This is a genomic window from Metabacillus crassostreae (genome assembly GCF_016908395.1).
Lineage (GTDB): Bacteria > Bacillota > Bacilli > Bacillales > Bacillaceae > Metabacillus > Metabacillus crassostreae.
The window spans coordinates 1-19,599 of record NZ_JAFBDU010000017.1 but is presented as its reverse complement, the minus strand read 5'-3'; the positions used below and the strand labels follow the sequence as shown (position 1 = coordinate 19,599).

18 protein-coding genes and 3 tRNA genes are annotated in these 19,599 nt (G+C 34.5%); 20 read left to right on the top strand and 1 reads right to left on the bottom strand.

Annotation, left to right across the window (positions count from 1 at the left end; genetic code table 11):
• Positions 1-47: 47 nt before the first annotated feature.
• The 4 genes from noc to JOC75_RS23480 all read left to right on the top strand — a co-directional run bounded on the left by noc (position 48) and on the right by JOC75_RS23480 (position 4,027).
• Complete coding sequence (gene noc / locus JOC75_RS23495) at positions 48-944, top strand: nucleoid occlusion protein (RefSeq protein WP_204956323.1); 897 nt, start codon at positions 48-50, stop codon at positions 942-944.
• Between the two features lie 452 nt (positions 945-1,396).
• Complete coding sequence (locus JOC75_RS23490; RefSeq protein ID WP_146949886.1) at positions 1,397-2,158, top strand: ParA family protein; 762 nt, start codon at positions 1,397-1,399, stop codon at positions 2,156-2,158.
• Positions 2,151-3,005: a ParB/RepB/Spo0J family partition protein gene (locus JOC75_RS23485; protein WP_146949885.1), complete on the top strand. Its 855-nt coding sequence runs from the start codon at positions 2,151-2,153 to the stop codon at positions 3,003-3,005. Before JOC75_RS23490 ends, JOC75_RS23485 begins: the two co-directional genes overlap by 8 nt.
• A gap of 320 nt (positions 3,006-3,325) precedes the next feature.
• Positions 3,326-4,027 (top strand): DUF554 domain-containing protein, encoded by a 702-nt coding sequence (locus JOC75_RS23480; RefSeq protein WP_204956335.1) that lies wholly within the window; start codon positions 3,326-3,328, stop codon positions 4,025-4,027.
• Between the two features lie 188 nt (positions 4,028-4,215).
• Here JOC75_RS23480 and yyaC read toward each other — a convergent pair whose 3' ends face one another.
• Positions 4,216-4,839: a spore protease YyaC gene (gene yyaC, locus JOC75_RS23475; RefSeq protein ID WP_204956322.1), complete on the bottom strand. Its 624-nt coding sequence runs from the start codon at positions 4,837-4,839 to the stop codon at positions 4,216-4,218.
• Positions 4,840-4,939: 100 nt separating this feature from the next.
• On the opposite strand from yyaC, the gene JOC75_RS23470 reads away from it, so the two are divergent.
• The 16 genes from JOC75_RS23470 (at position 4,940) to JOC75_RS23395 (ending at position 19,598) form a co-directional block, all read left to right on the top strand.
• Positions 4,940-5,953, top strand: coding sequence for a YkvI family membrane protein (locus tag JOC75_RS23470; protein ID WP_204956321.1), 1,014 nt, complete (start codon positions 4,940-4,942; stop codon positions 5,951-5,953).
• 332 nt (positions 5,954-6,285) lie between these two features.
• Positions 6,286-7,155, top strand: a complete 870-nt coding sequence (locus tag JOC75_RS23465; protein ID WP_420828051.1) for a mechanosensitive ion channel family protein — start codon at positions 6,286-6,288, stop codon at positions 7,153-7,155.
• Positions 7,156-7,171: 16 nt separating this feature from the next.
• Positions 7,172-7,375: a DUF951 domain-containing protein gene (locus JOC75_RS23460; protein ID WP_204956320.1), complete on the top strand. Its 204-nt coding sequence runs from the start codon at positions 7,172-7,174 to the stop codon at positions 7,373-7,375.
• 18 nt (positions 7,376-7,393) lie between these two features.
• Complete coding sequence (locus JOC75_RS23455) at positions 7,394-9,394, top strand: molybdopterin-dependent oxidoreductase (protein ID WP_204956319.1); 2,001 nt, start codon at positions 7,394-7,396, stop codon at positions 9,392-9,394.
• Between the two features lie 361 nt (positions 9,395-9,755).
• Positions 9,756-10,856: a redox-regulated ATPase YchF gene (gene ychF / locus JOC75_RS23450; RefSeq protein ID WP_204956318.1), complete on the top strand. Its 1,101-nt coding sequence runs from the start codon at positions 9,756-9,758 to the stop codon at positions 10,854-10,856.
• Positions 10,857-11,081: 225 nt separating this feature from the next.
• The gene (gene rpsF / locus JOC75_RS23445) at positions 11,082-11,372 is read left to right on the top strand and encodes a 30S ribosomal protein S6 (RefSeq protein WP_204956333.1); all 291 of its coding nucleotides are present in this window, start codon (positions 11,082-11,084) and stop codon (positions 11,370-11,372) included.
• A gap of 39 nt (positions 11,373-11,411) precedes the next feature.
• Complete coding sequence (gene ssb / locus JOC75_RS23440) at positions 11,412-11,939, top strand: single-stranded DNA-binding protein (RefSeq protein WP_204956317.1); 528 nt, start codon at positions 11,412-11,414, stop codon at positions 11,937-11,939.
• Positions 11,940-11,985: 46 nt separating this feature from the next.
• Entirely contained in the window at positions 11,986-12,225 is a 240-nt protein-coding gene (gene rpsR, locus JOC75_RS23435; protein ID WP_026561616.1) for a 30S ribosomal protein S18, read from the top strand.
• A gap of 302 nt (positions 12,226-12,527) precedes the next feature.
• The gene (locus JOC75_RS23430; RefSeq protein WP_204956316.1) at positions 12,528-13,463 is read left to right on the top strand and encodes a DUF2232 domain-containing protein; all 936 of its coding nucleotides are present in this window, start codon (positions 12,528-12,530) and stop codon (positions 13,461-13,463) included.
• Positions 13,464-13,499: 36 nt separating this feature from the next.
• Positions 13,500-15,473: a DHH family phosphoesterase gene (locus JOC75_RS23425; protein WP_204956315.1), complete on the top strand. Its 1,974-nt coding sequence runs from the start codon at positions 13,500-13,502 to the stop codon at positions 15,471-15,473.
• Positions 15,470-15,913 (top strand): 50S ribosomal protein L9, encoded by a 444-nt coding sequence (rplI, locus tag JOC75_RS23420; protein ID WP_204956314.1) that lies wholly within the window; start codon positions 15,470-15,472, stop codon positions 15,911-15,913. The genes JOC75_RS23425 and rplI overlap by 4 nt, the downstream gene beginning before the upstream one ends.
• A gap of 160 nt (positions 15,914-16,073) precedes the next feature.
• Positions 16,074-17,435: a replicative DNA helicase gene (gene dnaB / locus JOC75_RS23415; protein WP_146949902.1), complete on the top strand. Its 1,362-nt coding sequence runs from the start codon at positions 16,074-16,076 to the stop codon at positions 17,433-17,435.
• 313 nt (positions 17,436-17,748) lie between these two features.
• Positions 17,749-19,035, top strand: a complete 1,287-nt coding sequence (locus JOC75_RS23410) for an adenylosuccinate synthase (protein ID WP_204956313.1) — start codon at positions 17,749-17,751, stop codon at positions 19,033-19,035.
• A gap of 193 nt (positions 19,036-19,228) precedes the next feature.
• Positions 19,229-19,304: transfer RNA gene (locus tag JOC75_RS23405), tRNA-Lys, on the top strand.
• 22 nt (positions 19,305-19,326) lie between these two features.
• A tRNA-Glu gene (locus JOC75_RS23400) sits at positions 19,327-19,398 on the top strand.
• Positions 19,399-19,521: 123 nt separating this feature from the next.
• Positions 19,522-19,598, top strand: a tRNA-Asp gene (locus JOC75_RS23395).
• Position 19,599: the final 1 nt, after the last annotated feature.

Genomic DNA, 19,599 nt, shown 5'->3' with positions numbered 1-19,599 from the left:
AAAAAGAGAATATTAAAAATGGTAGTTTTTAAAGGTGGTGTAGGCTCATGAAGCATCCATTTTCTCGCTTTTTTGGTTTAGGAGAAAAAGAACAAGCAGCACATACAGAACAGATAGAACAAACAGAATCAATCATTATTAATGATGTTGAACAAGAACCTATAGTAGAAGATAACCGAGAAGAAGTTAAACAAATTGTTGTAAAAGATATTGTGCCAAACCGATTTCAGCCACGTACTGTATTTTCTAACGAAAAAATTGAAGAGTTAGCCTTAACGATTCGTACTCATGGTATTATCCAGCCTATTGTTGTTCGTGAAGTAGATGGAAGATTTGAATTAATTGCCGGTGAAAGACGCTGGCGTGCTGTTCAAACATTAGGATGGGACGTAATACCTGCAATTGTAAAGGATTTCAATGATACAGAAACAGCAAGTGTAGCTTTAATTGAGAATCTACAAAGAGAAGAATTATCTTCTATAGAAGAAGCTGTCGCTTATGCGAAGCTCCTTGAATTACATGATCTTACTCAAGAAGCATTGGCACAGAGACTAGGTAAAGGTCAATCAACAATTGCCAATAAACTAAGATTGCTAAAACTTCCACAAGAAGTACAGGATGCTTTATTACAAAAATCAATAACAGAACGTCATGCACGTGCTCTTATTCCTTTGAAAGATCCTGATATGCAAAAGAAACTATTAGAAGAGATTACTGAAAAGCAACTTAATGTTAAACAAACAGAAGATAGGGTAGTCAAGCTGCTTGAGAAGAATAATGTTAAACCTAAACCAAAACGTAAAGCATTTAGTAGAGATACTAGAATTGCAATGAATACAATTCGTCAATCTTTATCAATGGTAGAGGATAGCGGTGTAAAGCTTAATACAGAAGAAGAAGAATTTGAAGAATATATTCAATTCACAATAAAAATACCTAAGTAATTTTTTCATAGTTGCCTTTATACTAAAATATTTCCGATTTTCACAATAAACTTATAGCTAGGTACTGGCAATTGTCAGGCCTTTTTCTTTTTTTATCTTTTTTTACTTTTCCTCAGCATCCTTCTTATTTAGTAACTATAAGCATAGCAAAACTTTGAAATAGTAACCTACTAAAAAGTATATTCTATCCTTCTATAAAATTCCTTTTTGCTATAACGAAAATACTAAATTCAAGGAAATCGTAAAAAATTCAAACCTTTACTAGAATTTCATGATAAAATATAAAAATGATAACAAATGGTATATATAGGTTGATCATTTGAATCAGTGCCTATTAGTAATAGAAGCTAATAGTGAATAGAGAGATAGAATTAACTCCATTTTTCAAGAATAAATGGAGTTTAAACGATATTAAATAATAGATATTATGTATTATGAAAGCAGGTGACATCGTGGGAAAAATTATTGCGATTGCAAACCAAAAAGGTGGAGTTGGTAAAACAACAACCTCTGTAAATTTGGGTGCTTGCTTAGCATACATCGGTAAACGAGTCCTTCTCGTCGATGTTGACCCACAAGGAAATGCTACAAGCGGGATAGGCATCGAGAAAGCAGATGTCGAGCATTGCATATATGATATTTTAGTAGATGATGCAGATGTTAAGGATGTAATTAAGCAAACAGCTGTTGAAAATCTAGATATTATTCCTGCTACGATTCAATTAGCAGGTGCAGAAATTGAATTAGTCCCAACTATTTCCAGGGAAGTTAGATTAAAAAGAGCACTTGAAACTGTAAAAAATGAATATGATTATATGGTAATAGATTGTCCACCATCATTAGGCTTACTTACAATTAATGCATTAACAGCTTCAGATGCAGTTTTAATTCCTGTTCAATGTGAATATTATGCATTAGAAGGATTAAGTCAATTATTAAACACAGTGCGACTTGTTCAAAAACATTTAAATACTGATTTAATGATTGAAGGTGTTTTACTAACAATGCTTGATGCTAGAACCAATTTAGGTATTCAAGTTATTGATGAAGTGAAAAAGTATTTTCAGGATAAGGTATATAAAACAATTATTCCTCGAAATATCCGTTTGAGTGAAGCACCAAGTCATGGACAACCAATTATCATTTATGATCCAAGGTCTAGAGGGGCAGAGGTTTATTTAGATTTGGCAAAGGAAGTGGTTGTAAATGGCTAAAGGATTAGGAAAAGGCATAAATGCTCTATTTTCTAATATGGAAGTAGGACAGGAAGAATCTGTTCAAGAGATAAAGCTAAATGAAATCCGCCCTAACCCTTATCAACCACGGAAAATTTTCGAAGAAGATGCGATTCAAGAACTTAAGGAATCAATTCTACAGCATGGAGTTTTACAGCCTATCATCCTCCGTAAAAGTATTAAGGGCTTTGAAATTGTAGTAGGTGAACGTCGTTATAGAGCTGCTAAAGAGGCAAAATTACCGTCAATACCAGCTGTTATCAGGAATTTAACCGAGCAACAAATGATGGAATTAGCTTTATTAGAAAATCTACAGCGTGAAGATCTATCTCCTATAGAAGAAGCTCAGGCTTATCACACATTGATGGATAAATTGGATTTCACCCAGGAAGCATTGGCTAAACGTTTAGGAAAAAGTCGACCGCATATCGCTAATCACGTTAGACTTTTATCTTTACCAAAGCCTATTCAACAATTAATTGCTGAAGGAAAGCTTTCAATGGGACATGGTCGTACATTACTAGGATTAAAAAATAAGGATAAGCTTCAGCCACTTGTAGAAAAAATTCTTCGTGAACAGCTAAATGTTCGCCAGGTTGAACAGCTTATACAACAAATTAATCAGAATGTTCCACGTGAAACAAAGAAAAATAAACCTGAGAAGGATGTTTTTATTAAGGAACGAGAATCATTTTTACAGGAATATTTCGGAACATCAGTTATTATAAAGAAACAAAAGAAAAAGGGAAAAATTGAAATTGAATTTTTCTCGCAAGATGACTTAGATCGAATATTAGAGCTACTAGATTCACAGAAACAACTCTAACATTCATCTGTTTCAAAAAGTGCTGGCTATTTTATAGTCAGTCTTTTTTATGGAGCTATTAGATTAAAAGTAACTTTTTTCAATTTAGTCTTTGTTAAATTTCATGGTTGATTTCGTTACAGTTATTCGCTTTGACAGGCTATCCGGCAGAGTCACAGCTATTCTATTAACCTACAATTAACGAATGCTAAAAATCAACATGTAATAACGCCTTAAATTAATTAGTCGAATAACGATCATGATAGGGATACCCGCTAATCATGATCGTTTTAAGCTATGTGTAGATCTTTTACAATAAAGTAATAGGTGGTAGATTGAGTTTGGTACTATTAGGAAGTATAGTGAATGCATTAGGAATTATAGTAGGAACATTTTTAGGTTTATTACTTAGACGTATTCCTGAACAGATGAAACAAACAGTATTGATTGCTATTGGTCTTTCAGTAGTAGTATTAGGTATTGATATGGCATTAAAAAGTGCAAACTTTTTTTACGTGATTGTAAGTTTGGTTGTTGGAACAGTTATAGGTGAATGGATTCGTATTGAAGATAAACTTCATCAAATGGGAAGTATGTTAGAAAGAAAATTAGGGAAATCTCAAAATAGTGATATTGCTCAAGGCTTTGTGACAGCTACTCTAATATTTGTAGTCGGTGCCATGGCGATAGTAGGTGCACTTGATAGTGGCTTAAGGTTAGATCACTCCGTTTTACTAACTAAATCGATGATAGATGGTTTTACAAGTATGGTATTAGCTAGCACACTAGGAGTAGGAGTTCTGTTTTCAGCGATTCCTGTTTTCTTATATCAAGGAAGTATTGCTCTATTTGCAAACGTGATCCATGCTTTTCTTCCAGCGGCTTTATTAGAATTACTAATTGCTGAACTTACTGCTACTGGAGGAGTATTAATTTTTGCTATTGGTATTAATATTCTAGGAATAAAACAGATTCGTGTTGCTAATCTTCTACCAAGTATCATTATTATCACTGCCATTGTGGTAGTTCAATATTTTAATTAAACTTGATGGTGATTTTTAATAATAGAGATGTCACATAGACTTATTAAAACACTGTATATGTTATGATATGCAGTGTTTTTTTTGTTCACTTTAATGTGTGAATGGCAGGCTAATCCTTCCTGAAAACAGTTGATCTCTATTAATAATATTTGCTTTATGATGCCTGCTTTAAAGTTTATTAAGCCAGGCTAATTAATAATAGAATCTTGATTATCCAGCCATTTACTTCTGACAGATAATCGTTTTTCAGTGTATGCTTTTTCTGCTTCTATAATTCCTTGTGAAATGATTTCTGACATACTCATTACAAGATGAAGTCGTGTATTTTGTAAAACTAAAAATTCCATATAGCCACTTATATTAACTATTCCAGTAATATGCATATCCCCAACTGCAGGTAGATCTTTATTTACACCTGCTCCTGGCTTTATTGAGCCTTTATCCACCTGAATATATCCAACACTTTTCAAACGTCCGAGACAAGCATCTATAGCGATTATAAAGGGATTGTTATGTTTTTCTTGAATTAGTTCTAATGTTTCTTCTAAATTAACTGCATGAACAGGATCCTTCAATGTTCCATAAACATGGAAATATGCGATTTCTTTCTTTATTGATGAACCTATAAGAGGACCTAAGCAATCACCTGTTGAACGATCTGTACCAATACATATAATGACAATTGGCTTGTAATATAATCGTGGCAAATTTTTCAAAAGAGATTCTGATAATAGTTGACTAGCCTCATCGCTTTCATAATAGATGCGATCTGGTTGATTATCAGATTGAAAAAGTCTTGATTTTAGATTCATAGAATTCACTCCTACGTCATAGTAGTAACAGTATACGGAAGAATGATCATTTCTATACATGTTGATTACAAATAGGACAGCCTCAAGAGGTGGGAAGAAGATGAAATCAGGAATTAAGTGGATGTTTCTTATATTAGGAACAATTATTGGAGCAGGATATGCATCAGGGAGAGAATTATGGCAATTTTTTGGTTTTGAAAGCGGACTGGCTATTGTGATCTTTACAGTTATTTTCATAGTAGCAGTCTATGTTGTTATGAAAATAAGCTATGAAGAAAAAACAACTCACTTTTTCCCAGTATTAGAGAGATTAATAGGGAAAAAGCTATCACATGTTTATGATGTTTTGATTGTTTTGTATTTATTTACAACAACAATAGTGATGATAGCAGGTGGTGGCGCAACACTTGAATCCTTTTCAATTCCTTATTGGGGTGGCATCGCACTTTTCTCGGTGTTACTTGTTTTACTCTTTTTAGGAAATTCAAGTGGAATAATAAGATTGAATTCAATTATCATTCCATTGCTTGTAATAGGACTATTTTACGCATTGATGTCATTTAATATATCCCATCATTATTCATGGGTATTAGATTTAAATGAACAGTATAATTGGCCAGCTGCATTCACCTTTGCGTCTTTGAATATATTACCGCTTATCGCTGTTTTAGCAGCTATTGGCAAAGAAATAAAAGACCTTAAGGAAGCAAAAGTAGCGAGTATAGGAAGTGGAATCATATTAGGAACCATTTCATTTGTTTATAATGAAACGCTGATTCAGATGGCAGACTATGTAGCAGAATATGAAATCCCTTTATTTGCAGTGCTAAAGGATTCACCATTTGCTTTCTTTCTTTTTATGTCAGTCATGCTATGGCTGGCCATCTATACGACTGCTGTATCTGGAATTTTTGGACTTGCCTCGCGTTTTAAAGAAATCATAAAAATTCCATATCCGTTAATTGCACTTTTGTTAGTAGCACTTATGATCCCATTTACAAAGTTTGGATTTGCCAATCTTGTTAGTATAGTTTATCCAGTGTATGGGTTAATAAATCTTTATTTACTCGCATCAATTCTTTTATATCCGTTACTTAATCGCTATAAAACATAAGGTATGAAATAGAAAAAAATAAGGGTCTTCATTCAACATAATCTAATAGATAATGAGCATTGTCACTATTTATTAGATTTAAGGATGAATGGCCCTTGCTGTTATTTATGCATAATTTATGGTGTTATCTGTTAAAATTTTAAAGATAGCTACCTTATGAAACACGTATGGCCGATATAATCACTGCAATATTCATTGTTATATTGCAGCTATTTAAAGGTAACTTTGATTTTCAGTCAATTTAGAAGCAAATTGATCAGTAAATGAAGTATAATATTGGCTATGAAACTAGTTGGTTTTAAAATATAGTTAATTAGAAGAAGGTGAATACAGTGGATATAATCAGTAAAATGTGGAATGAGTTTTATGAATACATTACTGATGTTCAGCTATGGATTTCGATAGGACAAGGTCTTTTAAAGATTATCTTGATCCTTATTGTAGCGAATATGTTTATTAGACTTGGAAGGCTTGCCATTAGTAAGGTATTTTTATTCCGCGGGAAATCTCCTCTCCGTATTTCAGAAAGACGTGAAAACACACTTTCGAAATTATTGGAAAATATTTTAACCTATGTTATTTATTTTATCATGATTATTATGGTCTTAGAGACATTAACGATTAATGTTGGTGCTTTACTTGCCGGTGCTGGAATTATAGGTCTAGCTGTTGGGTTTGGTGCCCAGAATTTAGTTAAAGATATAATTACTGGATTTTTCATTATATTTGAGGATCAATTTTCAGTAGGAGACTTTATAAGAGTATCGACTTTTGAAGGAACTGTTGAAGAAATTGGCTTGCGTACTACGAAAATTAAAAGCTGGACAGGTGAATTGCATATCTTACCGAATGGTAGTATTACTGAGGTAACAAATTATTCGATTCATAATAGTATTGCGGTTGTTGATATAAGTATTTCTTATGAAAGTGATATTCCAGAAGCGGAACGTGTGATTCAGGAACTGTTATCTGAAATTCCAGATAAATATGAAGATATCGTCACACCCCCAGAATTATTGGGTGTACAAACATTAGGTGCTTCAGAGGTTGTTTTACGAGTTATTTGTGAAGTTGAGCCTATGAAACACTTCCATATATCACGAATGCTTCGTAAAGATATAAAAATTTGCTTAGATGAAATGGGTATAGAAATTCCATATCCAAGAATTGTGATGTACAACCGAAAAGAAGAGGTTAGTTAGTAAGGAGGCTATGTTAATGGAAAAGGAATTTGGTTTACATGATATTGTAGAAATGAAAAAACAGCATCCTTGTGGAACAAATAGATGGAAGATTATTCGTATGGGAATGGATGTTAGAATAAAATGTCTTGGCTGTGAACATAGTGTATTAATTCCTAGAAAAGAATTTGCAAGGAAAATGAAAAAAATGCTCGTCAAACATGAGGAATCGGTGGAATAAACAATGGGGGCAGAACAAATGAAACAAGTTGTAAAATCTTCATGCCCTTTAAACTGTTGGGATAGCTGTGGGTTTGAAGTAACAGTTGAAAATGGAAAAGTAAGTAGTGTTGAGGGAGATAAAGATCATCCAATCACTCAAGGTAAGATATGTGGAAGAGGTAGAATGCTTGAAACTAAGACAAATAGTCAGGAGCGTTTAACAGTTCCATTAAAAAAGGTGAATGGACAATTTATAGAAATCACCTGGAAACAAGCACTTGATGAGATTTCTGAAAAAATGACTAACATCAAACAAAAATTTGATACAACGGCTGTGCTTCATAGTCATGATTATGCTAATAACGGACTTTTGAAAAATCTAGATAAACGCTTCTTTAATTGCTATGGCGGTGTAACTAGTTTAGTAGGAAGTATCTGTTGGGGATCTGGAATTGAAGCGCAAACCTGGGATTTTGGCAGCTCTGATAGTCATGGACCAGATGATATTTATAATAGTAAGCATATTGTGATATGGGGAAGAAATGTTGCGAGAACGAATATGCATTTATTCAACCATCTACAACAAGCAAAGAAAAATGGCAGTACGATAACAGTTATTGATCCTATTTTTAATGCAACTGCGAAAATTGCAGATCAATATATTTCTATAAAGCCAGGTATGGATGGTTTAGCAGCGATTGGAATTATGAAATATTTGATTGAGCAAAATAAGCATGATAAAGCATTTATTGAGGACTATACAGAAGGATATTCAGATTTAGTAGATTTATTGAATCGTTTTACATTGGAAGAAGTACTTGAAAAAACTGAACTATCACTTCAAGATCTAAAATATCTAGCGTCTATTTATCATGATGGTCCAACCTCTACATTCCTCGGACTAGGTATGCAAAGATATGCTAATGGTGGGAATACAATAAGACTCATCGATGCACTAGTTGCAATTAGTGGAAATATTGGTATAGCAGGCGGTGGAGCCAATTTTGGGAACATCCAAGTTGGAAAAAGCTTTAATATGGATGCACTAACTTTGCCAAAAAAAGCAACATCATCAAGACAATTTACAATGATGAAACAAGCTGATGGGATACTAGAAGCTATAAATCCCGAAATTAAAATGATTATCGTTACTTGTGGAAATCCACTTGTACAGGTACCTGATTCTAATAAAGTGAGAAATGCCTTTGAATCTGTTGAAACACTTGTTGTGATCGATCATTTTTTAACTGATACAGCAGAAATGGCAGATTATGTGTTACCAACAACAACAGTATTTGAAGAAGAAGATATATACTATGCTTCAATGTATCATCACTATGTAAATTACGGAAGCAAGCTGGTGGAACCACCAGGTGAAGCCAAGTCTGATCTATGGATTTGGACAGAGCTTGCAAAAAGATTAGGCTTTGAAAATGAGTTTACCTATTCTATAGATGAATTCTTGAATATGGCGATATCTCATCTTAGTGATGATATAACGTTAGAGAAATTAAAGAAGCAAAATAGATTACCATTACCGGTTAAGAATGTACCATGGAATACTAAAGAATTTACTACTCTAAGTGGGAAGTTTGAATTCACATCAACACTAGCGAAAGAAAAAGGATTTAATGGGAAACCAGAATACTACCTTCCTAAAGAATCAAGCATTTCCAATCCAAAGTTAGCTGAAAAATATCCTTATCAGCTTTTATCCATTCACCCCTTACGTTCAAATCACTCACAGCATTATCCTCTAATAGCTGCATTGCAAACTGTGAAGATAGAAGTTTCCGAGGATATTGCTAAAGATTTGGAATTACTTGAAGGGGATAAGGCCATAATTTTTAATGATAGAGGTAGGTTATCTGGAATCATTAAGATCTTAAAGAAGGCTCATCCTAAAACAATAAATGTGGATGAAGGACAATGGCATAAATTCGGTGGATCAGTTAATTTACTGACTCCTGATGATAACTCAGATAATGGACAAGGCAGTATTTTATATGATTGCTTGGTAAATATAGAGAAAAGTTAATACAGAGGATTCATTGGAAGGAGCTTATATAGGCTCTTTTTTCTTTTGTAATCATATTACTCTGTATGAGAAGAGGCTCACGGGCCTAAGGTAATTCTTTTTTGAACAAGGTGGAGAGTAAGGTTGTTCAATATTTTGCAAAGTGAATACCTGTACTAGAAATCAACAACAAAATATCAGAGACCATTACTTTATAAGTGCACTTTTTTAAAAAATTAATCGCAAACCTCAATGTTCTTCAATTATAGGTGATCATTAAATATCGTTGATCTGCTTGTTTTTTATGTGTTTACTATCTATAATTGTTGAAGGTTGAATAGAAATCGGACAAACTATTTGTTTTAGATAGAGGAGTGGGAAAATGGCATTAACTGCTGGGATTGTAGGTCTTCCTAACGTTGGAAAATCAACATTATTTAACGCAATTACACAAGCTGGTGCAGAGTCAGCAAACTATCCATTTTGTACAATCGATCCTAACGTTGGGATTGTAGAAGTACCAGATGAAAGATTACAAAAATTAACGGAACTTGTTAAACCTAAAAAAACAATACCAACTGCATTTGAATTCACAGATATCGCTGGAATTGTAAAAGGTGCTAGTAAGGGTGAGGGATTAGGAAATAAGTTTCTATCACATATCCGTCAGGTTGATGCAATTTGTCATGTTGTTCGTTGTTTTGCTGATGATAATATTACACATGTATCTGGTAAAGTTGATCCAATCTCAGATATAGAAACAATTAATTTAGAGTTAATATTAGCTGATTTAGAAACAGTTGATAAACGTATTGATCGTGTTGCTAAGCTTGCAAAGCAAAAGGAAAAGACAGCTGTTTATGAGCATGATATTTTAGTTAGCTTGAAAGAAGCTTTTGAAAATGAAAAGCCAGCTCGTTCAGTAGAACTAAATGAAGAACAACAAAAATATGTTAAACAGCTTCATTTACTTACAAGTAAACCTGTTTTATATGCAGCAAATGTAAGTGAAGATGAAGTTGCAGATGCATCAGACAATGAATATGTGCAAAAGGTTCGCGAGTTTGCTGCTGGAGAAAATGCAGAGGTTATTGTTGTTTGTGCGAAAATCGAATCTGAAATCGCTGAGCTTGACGGTGAAGAAAAGGCAATGTTCTTAGAAGAGCTTGGTATTGAAGAATCAGGGCTAGATCAATTAATTAAAGCTTCTTACCATTTGTTAGGCTTAGCTACTTACTTCACTGCAGGTGAACAAGAAGTTCGTGCTTGGACATTTACAAAAGGAATGAAAGCACCTCAATGTGCGGGTATTATTCATACAGACTTTGAAAGAGGATTTATCAGAGCAGAAACTGTATCTTACGATGACCTGTTAACAGCCAAAACAATGGGAGCTGCTCGTGAAGCTGGTAAAGTTCGTCTTGAAGGAAAAGAGTACATTGTTAAAGATGGCGATGTTATTCATTTCAGATTTAACGTATAATTTCTTTTCTTGAAGATTTTTGTTTTGTAAAGATAATCTTCACCTGAATTTACTGGAAAGCAAGTGTCTGGAGTGAAATGGAGATTGTCTTATACTTGTCGGACCTAACAAGCCACTTGCGCTTTTCATATTCATTTGTTATAATTCTATATTGTGAGTAAATTATTTTAATAATTGCTCCTTGCCCGAGTGAGGGCCGTTTAGACCAAAAGGAGGTGTAAGATGATGAGAAAGTACGAAATTATGTACATCATCCGTCCAAATATCGAAGATGAAGCTAAAAAAGCTTTAGTTGAGCGTTTCAATAACGTTTTAGCTGATAATGGTGCGGAAGTTGCAGAATCAAAAGAGTGGGGCAAACGTCGCCTAGCTTACGAAATCAATGATTTACGTGATGGCTACTACATGCTTCTTCAAGTTAACGCTGAAGCTGCTGCTGTTCAAGAATTCGATCGTTTAGCGAAAATTAGCGAAGATATCATTCGCCATATCGTTATTAAAAAAGAAGATAAATAATATAAAGTTAGATAAGATATTCAAAAAAGGATGATTTTGATGTTGAATCGAGTAGTTTTAGTCGGAAGACTTACAAAAGATCCAGAGCTGCGTTACACACCAAGCGGAGTAGCTGTTGCTACATTTACTTTAGCAGTAAACCGAACGTTTACTAATAACCAAGGTGAAAGAGAAGCTGACTTTCTTAACTGTGTGATTTGGCGTAAACAAGCTGAAAATGTTGCAAACTTCCTTAAAAAAGGTAGTTTAGCAGGTGTTGATGGTCGTTTACAATCACGTAGTTATGAAGATCAAACTGGGAAACGCGTATTTGTTACAGAAGTTGTTGCAGAAAGTGTTCAGTTCCTTGAGCCGAAGTCTGCAGGTGGCGGTGGTAGCAACAATAACTACAACAACAATAATAACAATTCTGGTGGGTATCCAGGTAACACTGGTAATCAAAATCCTTTCGGTTCAGATCAAAATCAAAATCAACAGCGTAATCAGGGTCGTACAAGCTTTGATGATGATCCGTTTGCTAATGATGGAAAACCTATTGATATATCTGATGATGACTTACCGTTTTAATACAATATATGAACGTAACCTCAAATAAGAAGGGAGGAAATTAAAAATGGCAGGTGGACGCAAAGGTGGTCGTGCGAAACGTCGTAAGGTGTGTTTCTTCACATCAAACGGTATCACACACATCGATTATAAAGATGTTGACTTACTTAAAAAATTCGTATCTGAGCGTGGTAAAATCTTACCTCGTCGTGTAACAGGTACTAGCGCAAAATATCAACGTAAATTGACTGTAGCTATTAAAAGAGCTCGTCAAATGGCATTATTACCATACGTTGCTGGTGAATAATTAATGAAAAGCACAGAGGGGAACTTCCTATCTGTGCTTTTTTCAATTAAGCTCTACTCTAAAAAGCTTTGCTTATTACCTGTTAGAAACAGTGGGTTATTGTATAAAAGGATGATTTTTAGAACATAAAAAGCCGCTAGAGACGTAAATTGAAGTTATTTTACATATTTCAAATAAAAAATGGCTTGTATGAAATACTACAAATACATTGTTGTAAAGTATCGAATGAGCTTACTTTTATATAATGCAGAAAAATGCAAAATTCATAGTCTATAAAAAGTGAAATTATAAGAGGTGTCAGTGTGCGGAGACTTCATGTTATTACAGAAGGAGCTATATTATTAGCTATTTTCTTAGTGTTAATGCTTTTTACTAACTATGCCCCAATTATAGGGGGAATCTTACTCTTTGTTCTTCCTTTGCCATTTCTACTTTTTTCCATAAGACATAAAGTAACGGATACGTTAATGCTCTTTTTTGCAGGGTGTATTCTTTCCTTGCTTATTGGCTCCATTACTAATATTTTACTTGTTCTACAATTTGGTTTAAGTGGGATTATTATGGGGGTATTTTACAAAAAGCAGCAGCCTGTTGGAGCATTGATTGGTCGGAGCATAGCTTATATCATCAATTTACTGCTAGGTTATATTGGAGCAATTCTTTTTTTTAAGATTGATTTTATAGATGATACTGTTGCTATGGTGAAGCAATCAATGGCTCAATCAAAAGCTATTTTTTCAAACTTTAGTACTGATGAAGAAATAACAAAACAGTATAAACAGCTTGAAGAGGGAATTGAATTAATTCCTACACTTTCACCAACAATCTTCGTAGGAACAGCTATACTTTTTGCCGTTGTCACTCATATTATTGCAGTTCCTATATTGAGAAGACTTAGAGTAAGTGTTCCAGCTTTAAAACCAATTAGAGAGTGGAGATTGCCGCAAAGTATTGTTTGGTATTATTTAATTGTTTCAATCCTACTCATATTTAACCCTGATAAAGATACGTTTTATTTTATGGCTGTTTTAAATATATATATAATTTTACAAGCAGTTATTTTGATACAAGGATATTCGTTCATCTATTATTATTGTTATGTTAAGGGAATTTCAAAGGCAGTACCCATTATTATCGTTATTGTGTCATTACTAATGCCATTACTTCTTTATCTTATAAGAATCTTAGGTATAATTGATATAAGCTTTCCTCTACGTAGTAAAATAGCAAAAAGGTAAGATGTAATCACTGTTGCGAGGAGTTGATAAATACGAATGCCAAGCTTTTATGAAAAACCATTAATCCGTTATCCTATTTATGCTTTAATTTGTGTAACAGTGATAGCTGTACTTCTACTGTATCTATTTAACTGGATACTAGGATTAGTTCTCTCTATGTTCCTTTTGGCAGCGTTGTATCTTATTAGTAAAGCGGTTGTTGATTTTAAGCAAGAAATGCAAGGCTATATAACAACTCTTTCTTATCGTCTTAAAAAAGTCGGTGAGGAAGCACTAATGGAGATGCCAATCGGAATTCTTTTATACAATGATCAATTCCAAGTAGAGTGGTCTAATCCCTTTATGACATCTTGTTTTGATGAAGATTCATTAGTGGGAAGATCTCTTTATGATGTGGCAGATTCCCTTGTACCCTTAATCAAACAAGAGGTAGAATCAGAAACTATTGCTTTGTTTGATCGAGAATTTAAAGTGATCATTAAAAGAGATGAACGTTTATTATACTTTTTTGATGTGACCGAACAAATTGAAATTGAAAAGCAATATGAAGATGAACGCACCGTACTTGCATTCATATTTTTAGACAATTATGATGAAGTTACACAAGGTTTGGATGATCAAACAAGAAGTGCCATTAATAGTGAGGTTACCTCTATATTAAATAAGTGGGCAAAGGATTATGGTGTATTTTTAAAACGAATTTCATCTGAACGCTTTCTAGGCGTCCTAAACGAAGATATTCTAACAAAGCTTGAAAAAACAAAGTTTTCTATTCTGGACGAAGTTCGGGAAAAGACAACCATGCAAAATGTTTCTTTAACTTTGAGTATTGGAATCGGAACAGGTATATCTACTTTACAGGACTTGGGCGGAATGGCTCAATCTGGATTAGATTTAGCATTAGGACGTGGCGGCGATCAGGTTGCTATTAAACAAACAAATGGGAAAGTGAAATTTTTTGGTGGGAAAACAAATCCTGTTGAAAAACGCACTAGAGTTCGTGCGCGCGTTATTTCACATGCCTTAAAAGAAATTGTACTTGAAAGTGACAAAGTGATGATCATGGGTCATAGATTTCCTGACATGGATGCTATAGGCTCTGCAATAGGAATTCTGAAGGTTGCACAGGTAAATGAGAAAGAAGGATTTATCGTTTTAGATCCTGAAACACTAGATTCTGGTGTTGAACAGCTGCTTATTGAGCTCAAAAAACATCCTGAGCTATGGTCAAGGTTTATTACCCCTGAACAAGCTCTTGAAATTATGACAGATGAAACGCTTCTAATTGTTGTTGATACTCATAAACCTTCTTTAGTGATTGATGAAAGATTACTTATTAGAAGTGAAAATGTAATCGTCATTGACCATCACAGACGTGGTGAAGAATTCATAAAAGATCCGATACTTGTTTATATGGAGCCATATGCTTCATCTACGGCTGAACTTGTCACAGAGCTATTAGAATATCAACCAAAAAAGCTGAAAATGAATATGATTGAAGCAACCTCATTACTAGCAGGAATTATAGTTGATACAAAGAGCTTTACACTTCGAACAGGCTCACGTACATTTGATGCAGCATCTTATTTAAGAGCAAAGGGTGCTGATACAGTACTAGTTCAAAAATTCCTGAAGGAAGATATTAACCATTACGTAAAACGAGCTAAGCTCATTCAACATGCATCACTTTACAAAGAAGGCATTGCCATTGCTATCGCTCAGGATGAGGAGCATCATGATCAAGTCATTATTGCTCAAGCAGCAGATACATTACTAACAATGAATGGTGTAGAAGCTTCATTTGTCATAGCTAAGCGTGATGAAGAATGTGTAAGTGTAAGTGCCAGGTCATTAGGTGATGTTAATGTCCAGATTATTATGGAGGCTCTTGGTGGAGGCGGGCATTTAACAAATGCAGCAACCCAGCTACCAAACCAAACACTTGTAGAAGCAGCAGAAAAATTAAAATTAGTGTTAGAGGATTATCTTGAAGGAGGAACCAAATCATGAAAGTTATCTTTTTAAAGGACGTTAAAGGAAAAGGAAAAAAAGGGGAAATTAAAAATGTTGCAGATGGTTATGCACATAACTTCCTAATCAAGCAAGGCTTAGCAGTAGAAGCAACAGGAGCAAATGTAAGCTCTTTAAATGCTCAAAAAAAGAAGCAAGAACAAGAACTAGTTGAAGAGCTTGAGCAAATGCAACAGCTTAAACAAGATGTAGAAAAGCTAACAGTTGAAATTCAAGCTAAATCAGGTGAAGGTGGTCGTTTATTTGGTTCAGTAACAAGTAAACAGATTGCTGACGAGTTAAAAAAGACACATAATATCAAGCTAGATAAACGTAAACTTGACCTACCAGATGGAATACGATCTCTAGGTTTTACTAATGTTCCTGCAAAGCTTCATCCAGAAGTAACAGCAACAATTAAGGTGCATGTAAAAGAATAGTTAAATGTTGGAGGATCATGTGGTTTGGTGGAAAGAGTGAAATTTATCTTGAAGCTTTGCCACTTTTTTTTTATGCTTAGTACTTAAGATATTTATAAATGATGATATATTTAATGTAATAGATAACTAGTAACTATTAATATAAAGGACGGTGGTCATCATAAACGAGCTACTTGGTGATCGTATTCCACCACAAAATATCGAAGCAGAACAAGCTGTATTAGGTGCTATATTCCTACAACCAGCTTCTCTTACACTAGCATCAGAGCTATTAATTCCAGAAGATTTTTACCGAGCAGCACATCAAAAGATATATAATGCGATGCTTGATTTATCTGATAAAGGTGAACCTGTTGATTTAGTAACAGTGACATCAGAGCTTGCAGATGTAAACCTACTAGAAGAAGTAGGTGGCGTATCATATTTAAGTGACTTGGCTAACTCAGTTCCTACTGCAGCCAATATTGAATACTATGGCAAGATTGTTGAAGAAAAATCAATTCTACGTCGTTTAATTCGAACAGCAACGACCATTGCACAAGATGGATATAGTCGTGAAGATGAAGTTGAGGTTTTATTAAACGAAGCAGAAAAAACAATAATGGAAGTTGCTCAACGAAAAAATGCTGGTGCCTTCCAAAATATTAAAGATGTTCTTGTTCAAACCTACGATAATATTGAAATGCTTCATGACAATAAAGGTGATGTTACTGGTATACCAACTGGGTTTACAGAGCTTGATAGAATGACAGCAGGCTTTCAACGTAACGATCTTATTATCGTTGCTGCCCGACCTTCAGTTGGTAAAACAGCATTTGCCTTAAATATTGCCCAAAACGTTGCAACAAAGACAGAAGAAAATGTTGCAATTTTCAGTCTTGAGATGGGTGCAGATCAGCTTGTAATGAGGATGTTATGTGCTGAAGGTAACATTGATGCACAAAGATTAAGAACCGGATCATTAACACCTGAAGACTGGGGAAAGCTTACGATGGCAATGGGAAGTCTTTCAGACTCTGGAATTTATATTGATGATACACCAGGTATAAGAGTGAGTGAAATCCGTGCAAAGTGTCGTCGTTTAAAGCAAGAAACAGGATTAGGTATGATCTTAATTGATTATCTTCAATTAATTCAAGGCTCAGGTCGCTCTGATAACCGTCAGCAAGAGGTATCTGAGATCTCTCGTACACTAAAAGAGCTTGCACGTGAGCTTAAGGTGCCTGTAATAGCTCTATCACAGCTATCGCGTGGTGTTGAGCAACGACAAGACAAACGACCAATGATGTCTGATATTCGTGAATCTGGATCGATTGAGCAGGATGCTGATATTGTTGCCTTCTTATATCGTGATGATTACTATGATAAAGAATCAGAGAATAAGAATATCATTGAGATTATCATCGCTAAACAACGTAATGGTCCTGTTGGAACCGTAGCACTTGCTTTTGTTAAAGAATATAATAAATTCGTAAATCTGGAGCGGCGTTTTGATGATGCAGGTGTTCCAGCTGGAGCTTAGAGGAAAGATCGCGATGGCGGTCTTTTTTTATTTGCATGTTAATTTGAACTGGCTAGTTTAGAAGTGAAAAGCTGCATCATACTATAAGGTGATACACATACTAGATAAATATCAATACCAAAGCGAATGCTATTTAATAAGCAGAAAATGTAGTTATAGTAGTATAACTATGAGCTACATGAATAAAACTAGTTAAATATACGAACGAATATAAGTAACCTTTTTAATAATGTTCGTATTTCAATTGACTTTCCTATTTTTCACTGTTAAAATAAACATGTTTGAATAGTGCGAAATCACGGAGGTGCACGGAATGTCTTCAGTAGTAGTAGTTGGAACACAGTGGGGAGATGAAGGAAAGGGTAAAATCACAGATTTCCTTTCTGAAAATGCAGAGGTAATTGCTCGTTATCAAGGTGGTAATAACGCAGGACATACGATTAAATTTGATGGTGAAACATATAAGCTTCACTTAATTCCATCTGGAATTTTTTATAAAGACAAAATCAGTGTAATTGGAAATGGAATGGTTGTTGATCCTAAAGCGCTTGTGAAGGAGCTTGCTTACTTACACGAACGTGGAGTAACAACTGATAATTTGCGTATTAGTAATCGCGCACATGTTATTCTTCCATATCACTTAAAGTTAGATGAAGTTGAAGAAGAAAGAAAAGGTGCCAACAAAATTGGTACAACGAAAAAAGGAATAGGACCAGCATATATGGATAAAGCAGCACGTGTAGGAATCCGTATATCTGACTTATTAGAGCATGATACATTTGAAGAAAAGCTTACTCGTGCTTTACAAGAAAAGAACCGTTTACTAGAGAAATTCTATGAAGTAGAAGGTTTTACTGTTGAAGAGATATTAGAGGAATACTATGAATATGGACAACAATTTAAGAAATATGTAATTGATACATCTGTTGTGCTAAATAATGCATTAGACGAAGGTCGTCGTGTATTATTTGAAGGTGCTCAAGGCGTTATGTTAGATATTGATCAAGGTACATATCCATTTGTCACATCTTCTAACCCAGTAGCAGGAGGAGTAACAATTGGTTCTGGTGTAGGCCCTACAAAAATCAATCATGTTGTTGGTGTATCAAAAGCATATACAACTCGTGTTGGTGATGGTCCTTTCCCTACAGAGCTTAACAATGAAATTGGTGATCGTATTCGCGAAGTAGGTAGAGAATATGGTACAACGACAGGACGCCCACGTCGTGTAGGCTGGTTTGATAGTGTAGTTGTTCGTCACGCAAGAAGAGTTAGTGGGTTAACTGATCTTTCACTTAACTCAATTGATGTTTTAACTGGTATTAAAACATTGAAAATTTGTGTTGCATACAAATATAAAGGTGAAACAATTAATGAATATCCTGCTAGCTTAAAAGTTCTTGCAGAGTGTGAACCTGTTTATGAAGAGCTTCCAGGCTGGGAAGAGGATATTACGAGTGTTCGCAATTTAAATGAATTACCTGAAAATGCTAGACATTATATCGAGCGTATTTCACAGTTAACTGGCATTCCTTTATCCATTTTCTCTGTGGGTCCAGATCGTTCACAAACAAATGTCATTCGCAGTGTATATAGCTAAATCATTGTTATAAATGAGAAGAGTGAGTTTCATTCTTCTCAATTTTTTTTTGATTATTTCAGTAAATTTCTATTACAATGTAAATCTGTAAAAAGAGAAAATAAAGTAAGAAAATATATTAAAAAAACATTGTCAAATTTAATGTTCCTATGTTATGATAGGAAACGTCCTGTTAAAGAGCATTAATTATTAAGAGCCATTAGCTCAGTTGGTAGAGCATCTGACTTTTAATCAGAGGGTCGAAGGTTCGAATCCTTCATGGCTCACCATTTTTTACTAGAATGTTATAATGGCCCATTGGTCAAGCGGTTAAGACACCGCCCTTTCACGGCGGTAACACGGGTTCGAATCCCGTATGGGTCATCATATGTTTTTGTTTGGAATATATGAAAATAGTTATCTTGGGTTGAAATATAAGGTGTTCATTTTTACTTTCAAGATCAAAGTGCAAGGATGTTTATTTTCACTTCGTGAAAAAAACTACTTGGTCCGGTAGTTCAGTTGGTTAGAATGCCTGCCTGTCACGCAGGAGGTCGCGGGTTCGAGTCCCGTCCGGACCGCCAT

Bases quoted from the DNA above. Each gene is read 5' to 3' on its own strand.
- rplI (WP_204956314.1), top strand. From the start codon at position 15,470: ATGAAAGTTATCTTTTTAAAGGACGTTAAAGGAAAAGGAAAAAAAGGG.
- ssb (WP_204956317.1), top strand. From the start codon at position 11,412: ATGTTGAATCGAGTAGTTTTAGTCGGAAGACTTACAAAAGATCCAGAG.
- yyaC (WP_204956322.1), bottom strand. From the start codon at position 4,839: ATGAATCTAAAATCAAGACTTTTTCAATCTGATAATCAACCAGATCGC.
- JOC75_RS23470 (WP_204956321.1), top strand. From the start codon at position 4,940: ATGAAATCAGGAATTAAGTGGATGTTTCTTATATTAGGAACAATTATT.
- ychF (WP_204956318.1), top strand. From the start codon at position 9,756: ATGGCATTAACTGCTGGGATTGTAGGTCTTCCTAACGTTGGAAAATCA.
- JOC75_RS23455 (WP_204956319.1), top strand. From the start codon at position 7,394: ATGAAACAAGTTGTAAAATCTTCATGCCCTTTAAACTGTTGGGATAGC.
- rpsF (WP_204956333.1), top strand. From the start codon at position 11,082: ATGAGAAAGTACGAAATTATGTACATCATCCGTCCAAATATCGAAGAT.
- JOC75_RS23485 (WP_146949885.1), top strand. From the start codon at position 2,151: ATGGCTAAAGGATTAGGAAAAGGCATAAATGCTCTATTTTCTAATATG.
- noc (WP_204956323.1), top strand. From the start codon at position 48: ATGAAGCATCCATTTTCTCGCTTTTTTGGTTTAGGAGAAAAAGAACAA.
- JOC75_RS23425 (WP_204956315.1), top strand. From the start codon at position 13,500: ATGCCAAGCTTTTATGAAAAACCATTAATCCGTTATCCTATTTATGCT.
- rpsR (WP_026561616.1), top strand. From the start codon at position 11,986: ATGGCAGGTGGACGCAAAGGTGGTCGTGCGAAACGTCGTAAGGTGTGT.
- JOC75_RS23410 (WP_204956313.1), top strand. From the start codon at position 17,749: ATGTCTTCAGTAGTAGTAGTTGGAACACAGTGGGGAGATGAAGGAAAG.
- JOC75_RS23460 (WP_204956320.1), top strand. From the start codon at position 7,172: ATGGAAAAGGAATTTGGTTTACATGATATTGTAGAAATGAAAAAACAG.